Below are 16,192 nucleotides of genomic sequence, written 5' to 3' on the forward strand. Positions count from 1 at the left end.
CGGACACCGGACATCGGCACGAAGGAATGACATGGCCGACAGCTATCCCATCGTCGAACAGCGCGAGTTCGGCCGCCCGCCCGAACGCGGCACCTGGCCGCGCAGACACCGGAGCCGCGACGACGCGGACGTCCCCCGGCTGGCCGCGCACCAGGTGCTCGTCTGGCGGCGCGGCGAGGAGTACGTCGAGGACCACGGCCTGCTCGGCCCGGCCGACGAGACCGTGGTGGCGGCGAGCTCCGTCACCGTGGTCGACCGGCGGGCCGGGGTCCCCGTCCGCGTCGAACTGCCCGTACCGTCCGCCGACGCGGGCGACTTCACGCTGCGCGTCACGTTCCACTGCACGGTCACCGACGCCGCCGCGGTCGTGCGGAACGGGGTCACCGACGTCGAGACGCTGCTGGTCGGCCGCCTCCGCGGCATACCCGGGCTCCTCGAACAGGCCCTGGAGTTCCCGGTCATGGCCGTGGACCGGGCGCGCCTGAGACTCGGCGCGTACCTGGAGGCGTACCGCGAGACGGCCCCGCCGCCCGTCTCCGGCCTGCGGGCGGTGCCGGTCGCCGTCGAGGTGCTCACCCCCGAGCAGTACGCCGACCACCTGCGGGAGGTGGAGGACGCCCGGCTGCGGAAGGAGAAGGACCGGCTCCGCCGCGAGGTGGAGAAGGAGCGGGCCGAGGCCGAACACGCCATGCAGCAGTACATCCAGAGCCTCGAACGCGAGAAGGAGGAGGCCGCCCGCGCCAAGGAGGAGGCGGCCGCGCGCCACGCCCGCGAGCGCGCCGAGGCGGAGGAGGACCGGCGGCGCGAGCGCGAGCGGGCCGCGGCCGCCCGCCGCCTGAAGGAGGCCGAGGCCGAGGAGATCCGGCGCCGGGAGCGGGAGTTGCTGGAGGAGCGGCACCGCCAGCAGATCGACGAGCTGCGCGCCACGTACGAGCAGACGGCCGGCGCGGTGCGCCAGGACCACGAGCTGGGGCTGCGGCGGCGGCACAACGAGTACGTCCGCGAGGAGGTCGCCCAGGACGTCGAGAGCTTCGGCCGGGACCCCGTCGCCGCCGACGTCCACGCCTTCCAGCGCGGCGAGATCTCCGCCGACGAACTCTCCCGGCGCCTGCGGGAGCTGGAGGAGGGGCGGCTCGGGCGCGAGGAGCGGCTGGCCGAGCGCGACTGGGCGCGCCTGGAGCGCAAGGAGGCCCTGGCCCGGGAGGAACTGCGCCACCGCCTGGAGGCCGAGCGCGAGGACACCCGCTACCGCCTCGACCGCGAGGACCGCGCCCGGGAGCTCACCCGCAAGGACGCCCGCGAGGACGCGGCCGCGGCCCGGCAGCAGGCGCTGCTCCGGCACCGGGAGGAACGGGAGGACGCCGCGGCCCGCCGCGAGGAGCAGCGCGCGGCGGCCGCCGCGCTGCGGCAGGAGGAGGCCCGCCGCTGGGAGCTGGAGCGGGAGGACGCCCGGCGGCTGCGCGAGGAGGAGCGCGCCGAGGCGCTGGAGCGCCGCAAGGAGCAGCGCGAGGTGCGGGAGCGGATGCTCCAGAACCGGTACAACCTGACCAAGCAGGTCATCGACCGGGGCCACGGCGACGACGCGAACGTCGACGTCGGCGCCTTGATCAACAACGTCGGGGACGGCTGGCCCGCGGCCTACGCCCTGCGGGGCGGCGACGCGGTGCACCACGTGGAACGCGCGGACGGCGCCTCCGCCACCGCCGATCCCGACGACGACCTCGGCGACGCGGGGAGGGAGGAGCATGTCGGCTGAAGCCCCGCCCCTGACGGCCCTGCTCCCGGACGAACGCCCGGCGCCGCGCTCCCCCTTCCTCGCGGTCCGCCTGCGCCGCCTGACGGGCGTCGACGAGGAACTGCTCTCCCGGGCGCCGCAGGAACGCGCCCGCTACACCTGGTACGGGGCCATCGTCCTCAACACGGCGCTGCTGGGCGGCGCGTCGATGGGCCTGGCCTTCGCGACGGTACGGAACGGGCTGCCGCTCCCGGTCGTCGTGACGGTGGCCGTGGTGTGGTTCTGGGTGATCCTGTCCCTGGACGGCTGGCTGGTCTCCGGCACGCACGGCTTCCTGGCCCGGGGCCGGCTGAAGTCCCTGCTGCCGCGGCTGGCCCTGTCGCTGCTGGCCGGCGTGGTGATCGCCGAGCCGCTGCTCTTCCAGGTCTTCGACAGCGAGATCCACCAGCGGATCGCCGCGGGGAACACGGAGAAGACCGACGCCTACCGCGGCATGCTCGTCTCCTGCAACCCGCCGGACGGCCGCGACACCACCTCCCGCGCCGAGTGCGGCGGCTACCAGCTCAAGGTCCCCGGCTCCCCGGCCGAGGTCCGCCGCGCGATCGAGGAGAACGCCGCCCGCACCGCGGCCCTGCGCTCCCAGGTCGACGGGATCGACAAGACGCTCGCGGCCAAGCAGGACGCCGAGCGCCGCGAGTGCGACGACCCGGCCAAGTGGATCTACGGCGCGGACGGCCGCCACAGCGTGGGCGAGACCTGTCTGCGGGCCCGTGCCGAGAACGACGACTACCGCACCACCAGCCACATCAAGAAGTACGAGGCCGAACTCGCGGCCCTGACCGAGCGGTCCCGCACCCTCGCCGCCCAGGAGACGACGGCCGGTGACACCTACCGCCCCGCCCTCCAGAAGGCCATCGACGACAAGACCCGCGACCACGCCCGCCACCTCGACGACACCGGCATGCTCACCCGCGCCAACGCCCTCGCCGAGGTCGCCTGGTCCGACTGGTACGCCGGCTTCCTCGCCCTCGTCCTCCACCTCCTCCTGCTGGCCGTGGACGCCCTCCCCGTCCTGGTCAAGCTGATGAGCCCGGCCACGGCCTACGACCGCCTCCTCACCGCCCGCCTCGACGCCACCCGCCGCCTCCACGCCGCCGACCTCCGCCTCCACCACGCCTGCACCGACGCCACCCGCGAAGCCACCCTCCAGGAAACCACCCACCACACCACCGCCCACCTCTCCCGCCTCACCCACCACCTCAGCCTCGAACAGTCCGCCCGCACCGCGGAATTGCGCGCGACCCTGGAGGCGAGGGCATCCCGGATCGTGGCCGACCGCCAGGGGTGACGGAGAACACCGAAGGGGCCCTGCCGCCATCGGCAGGGCCCCTTCGCGCCGGTGCCCCCGGGCAGATTCGAACTGCCGACACCCGCTTTAGGAGCGAGGTTGGGTGATCAAGGGGATGACCTGCGGTTTCATGGCCTCAGTAGTACAACGGTGGGCGATCCGCTGTTCGCCGTGATTCCCCGCTGTTCCCCCTGGGATCTGGCACGGATGTGGCACGGGCTTCCGTCCTGCTTGCTGCACTTTCACCACCACCTCTACCCACCACTCGCCCCAGCTCCCATCCCGTCCGCCGTCGACCCACACACCGTGGAGCGGGCGTGGTCCATGGCGTCCAGGTGGAGCGCGCCACTGTACGAACGACCTGGACGCCATGGGCCGCGTCTGCTCGGCTCTGCCTGGGTCGACGGTGGGCGGGATGGGAGCACCCCGCGCACGCCCCTACGGACCCGCAGTCGGGAACGCCGCCCCCTCCATCCCGGTGCCGGCCGATCCCCCGCCGGAGGCACTGTTCTGACCGTCGCGTACGCGGTGATCGACTCATGGCCATCGGCCCTATCCACCAGTGGGCGCGCGTCGGTGCAGCGCGGGCGGAGCGGGCCGAAGGCAGGAGCGTCGCCCGCAGCGGAGCCGGGAGCGCGCCCGGCGGAGCGGAGCGCAGCCGGGGCTTGATGAGGTAGAGAAACCTGTAACAGCTCACGCTAGGTCACGCGTCGAAGTCGTACTCCAGGATGTACGAGGCGGCGTCAAGCGTCATTTCGTTGATCTCCACGGGGCGACCCTCGTCCGCGAACGCGGTCCGGCAGATAAGGATGACCGGAGTACCTGCGGAGATGCTCAACTGTTCCGCCTCGTCCTTCGTGGGCATGCGTGAGCGGATCTCTTCGCGGAAGTGCACTGGCTTGTACCCGAGTTCGGCAAGGCGGGCGTACGTTCCGCCGGGGCCCGTGTCCTCCTGAGTGATCGCCGACCCTGCGACCACCGACGTGGGGAGATAGCTCGTCGCGAGAAGAACGGGCTTCCCGTCCAAGACGAACCGCCGGCGTCGTACGCAGACAGTCTCCCCATCCCCCAGGTCCAGCACCTGCCCAATCCGCTCCGGTGCGGCCTCCTCCGACACTGCCACTTGATCCACCACAAGCGTGCGGTTCTCGATGTCGGCAGACCAGATGGACCGGCCGCTGCCCCACTGCTCCTGTGAAAGCCGCTGGATGCCGCGACGCCTCAACGGGCGGAAAGATCGAACGAACACGCCGGCACCCTTGCGGGACTCGGCTACGCCCTCATCCTTGAGCACGCTCAAGGCCTGACGGGCCGTCATGCGGGCCACGCCGTGCGCGGCCATCAGGTCGTTCTCTCCCGGAAGCCGATCACCAGGACCGTACTCGCCCGACTGGATCGCCTCGCGTAGGGAGTCCGCGATCCGCTGGTACTTCGGCCGACGGTCGTCGTCGGTGTTGGCCATTCCGGAGCCCTCCTCTCTTCTCTAGACAGCCTAGGCCATAGGTAGGACGCCCGCTCGGTGCGTGTAGCCGCAATCCGCCCTCCTCAACATCTCTAGACAGATTCCCTTGACGTCTCTAGAGACGTGCGCTCTACTGGAGATGTCTAGAGAGGTTGCGAAACGGGCGGCCTCCGAGAACTGAAGGATGTGCTCATGCCGTCGTTCAAGATCGACGTTTCGACCGCTGTGGTGTTCGTGGCGACCGCGCCGGAACCGAAGATGGTCAACAAGAAGACCGGGGAGCGGGCCGTGGACCGGGAGACCAACGCGAGCCTCTCGACCGTGGGTCTGCTGGTCTCGGACGAGGGGGAGGGGAACCTCTACCAGGTGACCGTGCCGGAGACGGGCCTCCCCGAGGGTCTGGCGCCGGGTATGCCGGTGAAGGTCATCGGCCTGAAGGCGCGTGACTGGGAGAACGAGTTCAACGGCCAGAAGCGGCACGGGATCTCGTTCCGCGCGGTCGCGATCACCCCGGCGGCCTGACCATGACTGACCTGACGATGTGGCTGGAGGGCGCGGGGGCCCTGGCCGGTGCCGGTGGTCTCGGCTACGCGAAGGTACGCGCGCCGCGCGTGTACTGGTCGCTGGTCGGGATGCCGGTCACCTGGGGCCGCTTCACCCTCTCCTACCGGTCGACCATGGACGTGTGCGGGCTGACGGTGCATCCGTCGGGCCTGCGGGCGTTCATGACCCGCAGCGTCGCCCGCCGTGAGGTTCAGCCGGTTCCGCCGAAGATCCGCCGGGTACGCGGCACCTCGACCGGGCTGCGGGTGACCCTGCGGCTTCCCGCCGGCCTGGAGCCTGCCGACGTGATCGCCTCCTCGGAACGGCTCCGGCACGCGTGGGGCGTCCACTCGGTGACCGTGGTCGAGACGAAGCCCGGTTTCGTCGAACTGCGGATGACCGGCTATGACGTGCTGCGCCGGGTGAAGATGCCTCGCAAGGCCCGCCCGCACGGCATGGCCGTTCCGGTCGCGGTGCGGGAGGACGGGACCGCGTTCGAGCGGGACTACCGCAAGGCACCGATGGCGCTCACCCTGGGCGCCAACCACTCCGGCAAGTCCATGTATCAGCGCAACCTGATCAAGGGACTGGCGCAACTGCCGGTGGCCCTGGTCGGGGTCGACTGCAAGCGCGGGGTGGAACAGTCCGCCTTCGCGTCCCGTCTGTCGGCGCTGGTCACCACGCCCGACGATGCCGCCTCACTGCTCGGCGTCCTGGTCGCGGAGATGGAAGACCGCTTCGACCTGCTGAGCCGTCACGGCGTCTCGGACCTGTGGGAACTGCCCGAAGAGCTGCGGCCGGTGCCGGTGGTCGTCCTGGTCGACGAGGTGGCGGAACTGTTCCTGATCTCCTTCAGGAAGGATGAGGAGCGCCGGGAACGGATCGTCACCGCGCTGATCCGGCTGGCGCAGATGGCCCGCGCGATCGGCATCTACCTGGAGATCTGCGGGCAGCGCTTCGGCTCCGACCTGGGTAAGGGCGCCACCATGCTCCGCGCTCAGCTCACCGGCCGCGTGGTGCACCGCGTCAACGACAAGCAGACCGCCGAGATGGGCCTGGCGGACGTGGCTCCGGACGCGGTTCCGGCCGCGAGCTTGATCCCGATGAACCGGCCCGGTACCGCTGTCGCGGCGGACTCCTCCGGTGGCTGGTCGAGGATCCGCACCCCGAACACCAGCCGCGATGAAGTCGTGGCGGTCTGCCGGGAGTTCGCCCACCTGGTCCCGGATCTGCCGTTCCTCGACTCGTTCCGCCCCTACGTGCCCGCCCCCGCGCCGGCGGCCGGTCCGTCGCTGGTCAAGCCCCGCCCGGTCGCCGAGTAACACCCGTACCGCCACGGTCGGCGCGACCGCTTCGCGCCAGGTCCCTACCCGAGCCATGCCGAAAACGGAGTGATCCCCATGCGTGACTCCACCCGCCGGGCCTTGGAGCGCTCAGCCGAACTGACCCGACAGAACCGGTTCGTTGAGGCTGTCGAGACCGCCGAGGCGGTGTTCCGGACCGCCGACTACGACGAACACCGCGAGATCGAAACGTGGCTGGTCGACCACGCCGACGACTACGTCCGCGCCCCCGCCACCGAGCGCGAGTGATCGCCATGGCGACGCGAAAGGCCACCACGCCGGAGCCCCCCAAGTGCCCGACCTGCAAGGGCACCGGGGAGGTCTCCCGCACCGTCCGCGTCGGCCGCAAGCGCCGCACCGTCGGCCAGCAGACCGGCCTCTGCCTGACCTGCCTCGGTTCCGGCGAAGCCCCCACCGACTGAACCCCCGCCGGGGCCGGGCGGCCGGACACCGCTCCCCGCCCGACCCTGGCCCGACTCCCCTTGAAGGGAGGTGCCCCGCATGCCCCGCTCGATCCGCCCGGATGCCGTACTCGTACAGGCCGTCATCGCCGGCGCGCTGTCCTTCGCCCACCTTCACGACCTGGCCGAAGCGGCCGGACAGACCGGCTGGAAGGCATGGGCCTACCCGGTCTCGGTCGACCTGCTCCTTGTCGCCGCCTGGCGCCGACTGCGCACGGCCCGCCGCGACCGCTCCGCCTGGACCTGGTTCGTCATCGCCCTGTTCGCCTCGCTCGGCGCGAACATCGCCACCGCCGGACTCCTCGACCTGGCCCACGTGCCCGCCTGGCTGTGCATCCTCGTCGCCGGCTGGCCCGCCCTGGCCTTCCTCGGCGGAACCCTCCTGGTCCACGCACCCACCGACCCGCCCGCTCCTGCACAGCCTGTGGACGAACCGGCGGCGCCGGAAGTCGAGATGCACCGCACCGACGAACCCGCACCCGACCCGGCCCCCGCCGTGACCGTGCCGGAGCTGACCCCCGCACCGCCCAAGCCCGTGCCCGGCGCCCCTGCTGTTCCGGTCGCGCTGCTCGACCACGCCCGGAAGATCGCCGACGCCCACCGGGCCTCCACCGGGTCCCCGATGCCCGCCGACGCCCTGTCCGCCCGGCTCCAACTGCCCGCCCCGATGGCCGACGCCATCGCCGCCGAACTCCAACTCACCTGACCAGGAAGGAGTAACCGCCCGTGACCGCCTATCGCCGCTTTCGCAACGTGATCCGCATCGGCCCGGTGCAGGTCGCCACGTCCTACGACGGCCGTGGCCGCGACAAGCACACCGCCGCCTGCACCGCCCCCGGCTGCGGCTTCGCCGCCGACTACGACACCCGTGCCGGCGCCGAACTCGCCGCCCGCACCCACCGCTGCAAGGCCTGACAGGAGACCACGCCATGGACGTTCCCCTCTGGCTCGCCCTGCTCGTCGTCGGATGGCTCGGCGTCAAGCTCGCCCGCCCGCCGTGGTGGCTGGTCGCCGTGCTCCTGGTCGGCGGCTACCTCGTCGCCGGAAGCTTCCTCGCCCCCGCCCTCGGCACCGTCCTCAAGTAGAAGGGATCACCCTCGTGTTCACGCCGAAGTACCCGCCACAGGACACCGCACCGCCCGCCACGGCCACGGCCCCGACCGCCTACACCCCGGCGCCCGTCCAGCCGTCGGCCCCGGCGCCGGTCCCGGTCGCCCCGGCTTCGAATCGGCCCACCGTCCAGCTCACCCCCGGCAGCGCGCTCGCCCTCGCCGCCGGCGGCGGCGCCGTGGTCCTCGTCGTCGGCGCGGTCCTGGTCTCGCTGCTGCTCGCGGTCGCCATCACCGGCGTCTCCGTCGCCGTGGCCGCGGTCGTCCTGCGTCTGCTCGTCAAGGACCTGCACAAGCACTGAACGGCCCCGGGGCGGCTCTCTCGCCAAAGATCCGCCGCCCCGGCGCCTGCACCCCTTCCAAATCCAACGGACCCGAAAAGGGAGCCCCATCATGCCTCAACACGCCCGGAACACCCGCGTCTGCCGCGACTGCGACGGCTTCGCCACCGTCGCCATCACCACCGGCGCCCGCCACGCCGACGGCACCCGCGCCACCCTCCGCGTCGCCTGCCCGACCTGCAAGGGCACCGGCCACACCGCCCCCGCCTCCGTGCTCGCCCACGTCGGGCGGTGACCGCCGTGGCCCTCCTGAACTGGCGCTCCGCCGACCACTACGACTCCACCGGCGACAAGCCGTGCGTGATCTGCACCAAGCCGACCCCGCTCCGCTCCGACCGGGGCAAGCCCGTTCACAAGGTCTGCGCGGAGGAGTGGATCGACCAGCACACCCGGAAGGAGAACGACGAGTGACGACCGCCACCATGGCGGGCCTGGACCCGGCCACCCTCGCCGACGTGCTGAGGGTCGCCGGGTCCGGCGACTTCGACCGCATCCAAGACCAGATCCGCCGTACCGGCGGCTGCTCCGACCCGATCCACCTGCAAGGCTCCACCGTCACGCGCGACGCTGCCACGGGCTATGTGCTGCACTCCTATTCGACCGACACCGAACCCGGCGGCCGACTCCGCATCGCCTGCGGCAACCGCCGTGCCTCGCGCTGCCCGTCCTGCGCCTGGACCTACGCCGGCGACACCTACCACCTGATCCGCGCCGGACTCGTCGGCGACCCCGACAAGGGCACCCCGCACACCATCCGCGATCACCCCCGCGTCTTCGCCACCCTCACCGCGCCCTCCTTCGGCCCTGTCCACAACCGCCCCGGCAACCGGCCATGCCGCTGCGGCGCCCGCCACAGTGAGGACGCGCCCGAACTCGGCACCCCGCTCGAACGCGAGTCGTACGACTACGCGGGCGCCGTGCTGTGGAACAACCACGCCTCCGACCTGTGGCGGTACTTCACGATCTACCTGCGCCGCGAGATCGCCCGACGCGCCGGACTCACGCAGAAGGACGCCCGCGAACAGTCCCGCGTCTCCTTCGGCAAGGTCGCCGAGTACCAGAAGCGCGGAGCCGTGCACTTCCATGCTGTGATCCGCTTCGACGGTCCCGACGGACCGGACAGCCCACCGCCGGCCTGGGCCACCCTCGACGTTCTCACCGATGCCATCCGCGCCGCCGCCGCCCGCGTCGCTGTCGACGTACCGCCCGTGGGAGAGGAGCCCGCCCGCGTGCTGCGCTGGGGCACACAGCTCGACGTACAGCCGATCGGCGCCTTCGGCCACGGCGAGGAGATCACCGAACAGGCCGTCGCCTCCTACGTCGCCAAGTACGCCACCAAAGCAGCCGAGACCACCGGCACCGTCGACCGCCGCATCGGCAACAAAGAGGCCCTCGCCCTGCTCGGCGTACCCGATCACCCCGCCCGGCTCATCGCCGCATGCCTCGACCTGCACGCCCTCTACCCGGACCGGAAGCTACGGGACTGGGCTCACATGCTCGGCTTCCGAGGCCACTTCTCCACCAAGTCCCGCCGCTACTCCACCACGTTGGGCGCCCTGCGACAGGTCCGCGCCGACTACCGCGCCGCACAGCAGCGCGCCGCCGTGGGACTGCCCGACCCCGACGACCAGGAGGCAACGACCCTGACCCTCGCCCACTGGACCTACGCCGGCCACGGCCACACCCCCGGCGAATCCTGGCTCGCCGCCAACATCCGCCGCGACATCGAACACAACCGCGAGACCGCCCGCGAAGCCCTGGCTGACATGCCGAATCACGAGATGGAGGGGGAGTGGTGATGGCTGATCAACTCTTGGACGTAAAGCAGGTCGCCGCTCGCCTTGGCACAGGCGTCCGCTTCCCTCGTCGGCTGATTGAGGAACGTCGCATCGCCTTCGTCAAGGTCGGTCGCAACGTCCGGATCTCGGAACGCGTGCTGAACGAGTACATCGCCGCGAACACCGTGCAGCCGGTGACCGTCCGTCCTGGTGTGCTCAGGAGGGTTGCCTGATGGCGAACAACCAGGGCAAGCGTCGCCGGTTCGGTTCGGTTAGGCAGCTCAAGTCCGGCCGTTGGCAGGTCCGCTACCGTGATCCGAACACCGGACAGCTCCGCAGTGCAGAGAAGACGTACGCCACCAAGACCGACGCGGAAGTCGCATTGGCCCTGATCGAGGCGGACATCACTCGCGGGCAATGGGCCGACCCCGATGCGGGCAAGGTCCATTTCGGCGAGTACGCAATGGCATGGCTCCGGGATCGCAAGCTTGAGGACCGGACGCGCGAACGGCATGAGTCGGTGATCCGGCTGCACCTGCTGCCCACCTTCGGCGAGCGTTCGCTGTCCTCGATCACCACGGCACAAGTGCGGGCCTGGCGTACGGAATGGCTCACCCGGACCGGTGAGCCGACCGTGGTCAAGGCGTACCAGATCATGAGGGCGGTCCTCAATACGGCCATTGATGACGAGTTGATCCGGCGCAACCCGTGCCGGATCAAGGGCGCTGACCGCTACGACGTGCCGGAGCGGCCGATCCTCAGCGTGGCCGAGGTGTTCGCCGTGGCCGACGCGATGACCCCGCGCTACCGGCTGCTCGTCCTGCTGGCTGCCTTCACCGGGCTGCGCTTCGGGGAGCTGGCCTCCCTGCGCCGGCGGGACATCGACATGGAGAACGGAGCGCTCATGGTCCGCCGTTCACAGGCAGAGATGCAGACCGGTGCTCTCTTCGACAAGGCGCCCAAGTCGGCTGCCGGTGTCCGTCCGGTGGCCTTTCCGACCGAACTCCTGGCGGATGTGACGGGACACCTGGAGAGCTTCGCCGGGGCCGGCCGTGACGGTCACGTCTTCGTCGGTCCCCAGGGCGGTCGGCTCCGGCGGAGCAACTTCCGGGATGACTGGATCAACGCGCGGACCAAGGCAGGTATCACGGCAGACGTACATTTCCACGATCTTCGACACACCGGGAACACTCTCGCCGCCTCCGGGGCGAGCCTGCGCGAGCTGGTGACGCGGATGGGCCACAGCACGCCCCGCGCCGCGCTGATCTACCAGCACATGGTCAACGGCCGTGACCGCGAGATCGCCGATCGGCTCGGTTCGATGATCCGCAAGGAACGGGGTGATGCGGACTCCTAGCGGACCTTGTGGCACGTGTGTGGCACGGCCGTGATCATGGCAAAGGGCCAGTTCGAGAGGATCAAGCCTCTGAACTGGCCCTTCGTCGTGTGCCCCCGGCAGGATTCGAACCTGCGACACCCGCTTTAGGAGTGGGATCGAATCCCTGACCGGGGGTGCCGGTTCATGCCGGGTGGTGCTGACCTTGCAGGTCAGCACCACCCGGCGGGCTGCCCGGTTCTGCGCCCTGGGGTCTGCTGCTGCGCCGTCCGCTCACGCATTGCTCACGCATGACGGGTAGCTGTCCTGCGTTCCGTTTGGACCGGCCCCTTTCGCGCTGCCGGTCAACATGAGCCGGCGGGACGGTGAGCGCTGGGCGGGATACCCGGCTGCGCTGCTCACGAAGCTGGCGCGGCCCTCGGGGTGGAAGCTGATGGCGGACCCGCTGTGGTTTGTGGGGCTCTCCGGTATGCGCCCGTCCGCTGCCTCTTCGTCGACCTGCGTGAGCGGTCACTCCCTCGGACCGTCGGCTGTCCCTCCCTCGACCCTCGACGGGGACCTTGCACCGCAACCTCGGGCAGATCTTTTCGGACACATACTGGCTGGATCTTCGACGTCCGAGCCTATCCGGGCATGAGTGTCAACTACTCTTCCGTCCCCGCGATGTTGCCGGGCCGGTACAGGTTCGCCGACGAACCGACGGTGTGATATCGAACCAACGAGGAAGGTCTTGGAAGCCGTCTACCCGATCCTCGCTGCTGTCGGAGTGGGGTCATTGACCACGCTTGCCGGTGCGGCCGGTGGCGCGTTCCTCGTCATTGCGGCCCAGCGAACCGCTCGTCCCGCTCAGCGCGAGCAGGATGCCGGTGCCCTGTCGGGTGACGTGGCGGCGGATGTGTCAGCGAACCACAGGCAGACCCCTGCAACTCATCTGCCCCCAGTGGTCCAACCCTCACGGAGAGAAAGGTCAGGGACGATGGAGGTCGCTCCACCGGATACGGCAGACAGAGTGGCTGCCCTCATCGCGCACAAGAAGGCCATAGCTGAACTCCGGGTCGCGTTACGGGTCAGGACTATCCAGACGGTCACCCGCTGGTCGGCTGGGCTCTTGGCGGTCGCCCTGCTCTTCGCTTTCATCGTCGCGAACGTAGCCGTCGGGTGGTCGGCTATCGCTCTCGCAAACAAGATCGCCATTCCCGTCTTCGTGCTCAGTGTGGGGACCTTCTGGCTGGTCCGTCTCTCGGAAGCGAAAGCGAAAGCGGAAGCGGAAGCGGAGGAAGGCAATCACTACGCCAAGAAGGCGTACGAGCTGAAGATTGAACTTGAGCAGGCCGAGGAGCTGCGCCTCTTGGACGCAGCTCGCCTGGGACTTCCGGTCTCAGACCGCCAGTACTCGTACAAGGACTCCATCCCGGTCGAGCTTGAAGCCTTGCGCAAAGACGGAAGAAAGTACAGAAGGAAGCATAACGTCGCCCAGTCCGTCATCATTGTCGGGTCGCTGGCTGGAACCGCCGTCTCCGCCCTCGCTGACACGCCTCCTCCCCTCAAGTACTGGGCGATGGGCATCACGTTCTCCGTAGGTGCAGCGGCAGGCTTCACTGGCTACTACAAGTGGCGTGAGCGGGCCTTCTACCTGCAGCAGACGGCAGACGACATCGAGCGCCACGCCACGGCTTTTGAGTTGGGCATTCACCCTTACGACGACCCGGACGAGGACGTCAGATTGGCCAAGCTCGCCAAGGAAATCGAGCTTCTCAGAGCTGAGCAGCGCAAGCGCGAACAGCAGCTTGACCAGCCACATGAAGGAAGCGTAGATGTCGTCTAGCGTGCTCCACAACTGGGTGAATGGCCATCTGCCCTGTATGGGTGAGGTGTTGCGGGGCTGAGTGTTCAAGAGGAGACGTTCACGGGCTGAGGTTCACGGTGGCTCCACCGGCTCAGGAGAGGGCCGTGCAAGCGGGATGAGGGCGATCCGTGGGCTGGCCGGTCCCGGACCCTGCCCCTCCCCCAGCGGGCGTCGACAATGATCTGCGTGTTCGTCAAGAAGCGGTAGCTATGGCTGAACGCGACCAGGCTGTGGTCGCACACCGGGTCGCCTGATGGCGGCCACTGCCCGGCGGGCGCCAGCCAACGCCGCGGCGCCCGCATGCACACCCTCGCCCTCACCGCATGACCGCCCGCTGGGACTGCCGGCGCCAGCCCACGCGCGTGCGCGTGGTGGCCTGTACAAGGTAGACCCCATCAAGGGACGTTGAGTTGCAGCCCACTGTCAGTGGGCTGTGGCACCATCCCTTTGCGTCGTCCGTCCGCGGCTGCCTTCCCGGGTAGCGCTCGCAGTCAGGGGAGTCAGGTGACCAGCCCAGAGTCCAGCCCCAACAACCAACGGCAATCCGGCGAGAAGGTAACCGCAGTTCTCGCATGGTTGCTTGCGGTCTTGATAGCTGTCATGGAAGGAGGTGTCTTCCTTCCGGAAGTCGTCAAGTATGGCACGGGCATGTTTGACACCGTGAGCCTCGTCGGGTCCTTTGCCATGATGATTGTTTCGTGGCTCACCTTACTTGGGTCGGAGCAGGTGAATCGCCATGAGCGTGATCAGGCGAGGCAAATTCGGCGGACGGGCTACGCAATCCAGTTGCTGGTTGTAAGTGCAGGAACCGCAAGTTGCTGGCATAAATCGCCGTGGTCAGGGATTGTCGTCGGCTTTATGGTGGTGATGTCGATGGTGACCTGGCACGGCTATATGGACTCGCTTGCCCTTCATCCAGAAGACCAAAAGGTTCTTGACGATATCATCGAACAAAAGCGAGCGCGCGAACGGGAGCGATTGATTGAAGAGCAGCGCCAGCGACGTGCTGCTCAGCTCGCAGAGGCGGCGGCCCGGTACGGCTACGACTTGGCGGAAGATCAAGTGAGGGATGAATCTCCGCCCAGTATTCGTTGGGAGATTCCCGCTCGCAAGCATCCGTCTCTGGTCTACTTCATCCGAAATGGAAATCGAGTCAAAATAGGCACGACTACCGATCTTCGCCGCCGCATACGTACCCTTGCGCTGCGCCCCGAGCATGTAGTTCTTATCGAGCGTGGCGGGCGCGAACTTGAGCGTGAATTTCACGAGAGGTTCGCGAAGTATCGCGACGGGAAAACTGAATGGTTCCGCGATGTGGGCGCGCTGAGCGAGTACATAGCCGAGCGTGTAGAGGCGATTCGGCAGCGGCAGAAACCGTCAGAAGGGTGAGTTCGACCACTACTGTCTGTCGCTGCGGGTGAGACAGCAGCAGGCGCGTCGTTGTTGCCTGCGGCGTGGGCGGAGAACCGCAGAAAGCCGTATGGAAGTCGTGTGGGGCAGATGTATGACGTGGCCGGTCCGAGCGGCCGCGTTGCGTTCGGACCGGCTTCCTTTTCGCCGGCAGCGTGTCGCAGGTCAGCTGCCGGTGGTTGCTTCCCTGGCCGCGCCATTGACGAAAGAAGCCCACTGGGCACGGTTGAACTGCAGGACGGGTCCACTGGGTTCCTTGGAGTCCCGGACGGCGATGACGCCGTCGGTCGCAGCGACTTCGACACACGCTCCGTTGCCGGAGCTGTAGCTGCTCTTGCGCCAGCAGACGCCGCTCAGGTCAGCCTCGCGAGCCGGTCGCCTGTCGTTGGTGCTCATGTCTTGTGCATCTCCCTTGCGATGTTCTCCAGGATGGCGGGGGTCTCCTGCGGGTCGGGTCCCGCGGCTCGTACGAGGTCGAAGGTCTGGATGAACTTGCGGACATCGCGTTCCTTCTCCAGGTACACGTTTCCGGCGATCGAATCGACGTAGACGATCGTGGTGGGCGCCGCCTTCGCGCTGAACTCCAGCAGCGAGAACGTCCCGGCCATGGCAGCGTGGGCGCCCTTGGCGGTCGGCATGACCTGGATCGTTACGTTCGGCCACGCGGCGGCATGGATCAGGTGCTTGATCTGGGCCGCCATCACCTCCTTCCCGCCGACCGGCCGGCGCAGGGCGGACTCCTCGACGACCACCCACAGCTGAAGCGGATCAGGCCGACGCGAGAGCAGGTCCTGGCGCTGCATGCGGAAGCGGACCAGCCGCTCGACCTCCTCGGGCTCGCCGGGTCGTACCGCCGCGATCACGGCTCTCGCGTAGTCCTCGGTCTGCAGCAGCCCGTGGACGAATATCGGCTCGTAGGCGCGGAGGGCCACCGCGTCGGACTCCAGCCCCGCGTAGGTGGCCATACCGGACGGCAGAACCTCCTCGTAGTGGGCCCACCAGCCCTGCTGCTGCGCGTCCTTGTGGATCTGCATCACGGCCTCCACCTGAACGGGGTCATCGACGCCGAACCAGGCGAGGAGGTCGCGCACGTCCCGGGCCTTGATCGGGGCCTGTCCGGTCTCCACCCTGCTGATCTTCGACATCGAGCACTCCAGGTGCTCGGCGACGTCCTCGATCCTCTTGCCGGCGCTCTCGCGCAGCCTCCGCAGCTCGGCTCCGAGCTGGCGCTTGCGTACGGTCGGTCCGCTGGCCGTGGCCATCACCCCTCCTCGAGACACCCCCGCTGGCGGCGGGTTGCCGTACGCAAGTGTGCCCCAACACGGCCAACTCCTACCGCCGGTCAAGCGTTTGAGTCCACGACCTTCGGCGCCGGGCAGGCATATGCCCACTTGTCTCACGCACTTGCGTGGGAGAAGTGCGCGGGGCCATTCTGAGAGCGCTTCACGATCCGTAGCCCTGCTGTCGCTGATCGTCGGTG

At 69.0% G+C, this 16,192-nt stretch carries 20 protein-coding genes; 17 read left to right on the forward strand and 3 right to left on the reverse strand.

Translation table 11 applies throughout. The features are described 5' to 3' along the window. Positions 1-31: 31 nt before the first annotated feature. Positions 32-1,756 (forward strand): hypothetical protein, encoded by a 1,725-nt coding sequence (locus AC230_RS26240; protein WP_049718754.1) that lies wholly within the window; start codon positions 32-34, stop codon positions 1,754-1,756. After that, positions 1,746-3,083, forward strand: coding sequence for a DUF4407 domain-containing protein (locus AC230_RS26245; protein ID WP_049718755.1), 1,338 nt, complete (start codon positions 1,746-1,748; stop codon positions 3,081-3,083). Before AC230_RS26240 ends, AC230_RS26245 begins: the two co-directional genes overlap by 11 nt. 703 nt (positions 3,084-3,786) lie before the next feature. Here AC230_RS26245 and AC230_RS26250 read toward each other — a convergent pair. Next, positions 3,787-4,545 carry a GntR family transcriptional regulator gene (locus AC230_RS26250; RefSeq protein ID WP_049718756.1) on the reverse strand — a complete coding sequence of 253 codons (759 nt, stop codon included), beginning with the start codon at positions 4,543-4,545 and terminating at the stop codon, positions 3,787-3,789. A 192-nt stretch (positions 4,546-4,737) separates the two neighbouring features. Between AC230_RS26250 and AC230_RS26255 the strand changes: the two genes are divergently transcribed. From AC230_RS26255 to AC230_RS34110, 15 genes are all read left to right on the forward strand, one after another. After that, positions 4,738-5,067, forward strand: coding sequence for an SCO3933 family regulatory protein (locus AC230_RS26255; RefSeq protein WP_049718757.1), 330 nt, complete (start codon positions 4,738-4,740; stop codon positions 5,065-5,067). Between the two features lie 2 nt (positions 5,068-5,069). Continuing rightward, complete coding sequence (locus tag AC230_RS26260; protein WP_049718758.1) at positions 5,070-6,410, forward strand: FtsK/SpoIIIE domain-containing protein; 1,341 nt, start codon at positions 5,070-5,072, stop codon at positions 6,408-6,410. Between the two features lie 78 nt (positions 6,411-6,488). Next, positions 6,489-6,680, forward strand: a complete 192-nt coding sequence (locus AC230_RS26265) for a hypothetical protein (RefSeq protein WP_049718759.1) — start codon at positions 6,489-6,491, stop codon at positions 6,678-6,680. Between the two features lie 5 nt (positions 6,681-6,685). After that, the gene (locus tag AC230_RS33190) at positions 6,686-6,853 is read left to right on the forward strand and encodes a hypothetical protein (protein ID WP_198535610.1); all 168 of its coding nucleotides are present in this window, start codon (positions 6,686-6,688) and stop codon (positions 6,851-6,853) included. A 79-nt stretch (positions 6,854-6,932) separates the two neighbouring features. Next, positions 6,933-7,598, forward strand: coding sequence for a DUF2637 domain-containing protein (locus AC230_RS26270; RefSeq protein WP_049718760.1), 666 nt, complete (start codon positions 6,933-6,935; stop codon positions 7,596-7,598). A 20-nt stretch (positions 7,599-7,618) separates the two neighbouring features. Continuing rightward, on the forward strand, positions 7,619-7,807 hold the full coding sequence (locus AC230_RS26275; protein WP_030067617.1) for a mobile element transfer protein: 189 nt from the start codon (positions 7,619-7,621) through the stop codon (positions 7,805-7,807). Between the two features lie 14 nt (positions 7,808-7,821). Then, positions 7,822-7,977 (forward strand): hypothetical protein, encoded by a 156-nt coding sequence (locus AC230_RS32255; protein ID WP_086083352.1) that lies wholly within the window; start codon positions 7,822-7,824, stop codon positions 7,975-7,977. Positions 7,978-7,991: 14 nt separating this feature from the next. Beyond that, positions 7,992-8,303, forward strand: coding sequence for a hypothetical protein (locus tag AC230_RS26280; RefSeq protein WP_049718761.1), 312 nt, complete (start codon positions 7,992-7,994; stop codon positions 8,301-8,303). Between the two features lie 91 nt (positions 8,304-8,394). Continuing rightward, the gene (locus tag AC230_RS26285) at positions 8,395-8,577 is read left to right on the forward strand and encodes a hypothetical protein (protein WP_049718762.1); all 183 of its coding nucleotides are present in this window, start codon (positions 8,395-8,397) and stop codon (positions 8,575-8,577) included. A gap of 5 nt (positions 8,578-8,582) precedes the next feature. Further along, the gene (locus tag AC230_RS33195; RefSeq protein WP_198535611.1) at positions 8,583-8,753 is read left to right on the forward strand and encodes a hypothetical protein; all 171 of its coding nucleotides are present in this window, start codon (positions 8,583-8,585) and stop codon (positions 8,751-8,753) included. An 11-nt stretch (positions 8,754-8,764) separates the two neighbouring features. Further along, positions 8,765-10,141: a replication initiator protein RepSA gene (gene repSA, locus AC230_RS26295; protein ID WP_049718926.1), complete on the forward strand. Its 1,377-nt coding sequence runs from the start codon at positions 8,765-8,767 to the stop codon at positions 10,139-10,141. Next, positions 10,141-10,353: an excisionase family DNA-binding protein gene (locus AC230_RS26300; protein WP_030966898.1), complete on the forward strand. Its 213-nt coding sequence runs from the start codon at positions 10,141-10,143 to the stop codon at positions 10,351-10,353. Before repSA ends, AC230_RS26300 begins: the two co-directional genes overlap by 1 nt. Beyond that, positions 10,353-11,477, forward strand: coding sequence for a tyrosine-type recombinase/integrase (locus AC230_RS26305; RefSeq protein ID WP_049718764.1), 1,125 nt, complete (start codon positions 10,353-10,355; stop codon positions 11,475-11,477). The genes AC230_RS26300 and AC230_RS26305 overlap by 1 nt, the downstream gene beginning before the upstream one ends. 709 nt (positions 11,478-12,186) lie before the next feature. Then, positions 12,187-13,281, forward strand: coding sequence for an SLATT domain-containing protein (locus AC230_RS32785; protein WP_198535612.1), 1,095 nt, complete (start codon positions 12,187-12,189; stop codon positions 13,279-13,281). A gap of 525 nt (positions 13,282-13,806) precedes the next feature. After that, on the forward strand, positions 13,807-14,691 hold the full coding sequence (locus tag AC230_RS34110) for a GIY-YIG nuclease family protein (protein ID WP_241833369.1): 885 nt from the start codon (positions 13,807-13,809) through the stop codon (positions 14,689-14,691). A gap of 186 nt (positions 14,692-14,877) precedes the next feature. Here AC230_RS34110 and AC230_RS31545 read toward each other — a convergent pair whose 3' ends face one another. Both AC230_RS31545 and AC230_RS26315 read right to left on the reverse strand, forming a co-directional pair. Further along, complete coding sequence (locus AC230_RS31545; RefSeq protein ID WP_078871568.1) at positions 14,878-15,108, reverse strand: DUF397 domain-containing protein; 231 nt, start codon at positions 15,106-15,108, stop codon at positions 14,878-14,880. Beyond that, complete coding sequence (locus AC230_RS26315) at positions 15,105-15,974, reverse strand: helix-turn-helix domain-containing protein (RefSeq protein ID WP_049718765.1); 870 nt, start codon at positions 15,972-15,974, stop codon at positions 15,105-15,107. Before AC230_RS26315 ends, AC230_RS31545 begins: the two co-directional genes overlap by 4 nt. Positions 15,975-16,192: the final 218 nt, after the last annotated feature.

The sequence above is a fragment of the Streptomyces caatingaensis genome (assembly GCF_001187435.1).
In the GTDB taxonomy this organism is placed as follows: domain Bacteria; phylum Actinomycetota; class Actinomycetes; order Streptomycetales; family Streptomycetaceae; genus Streptomyces; species Streptomyces caatingaensis.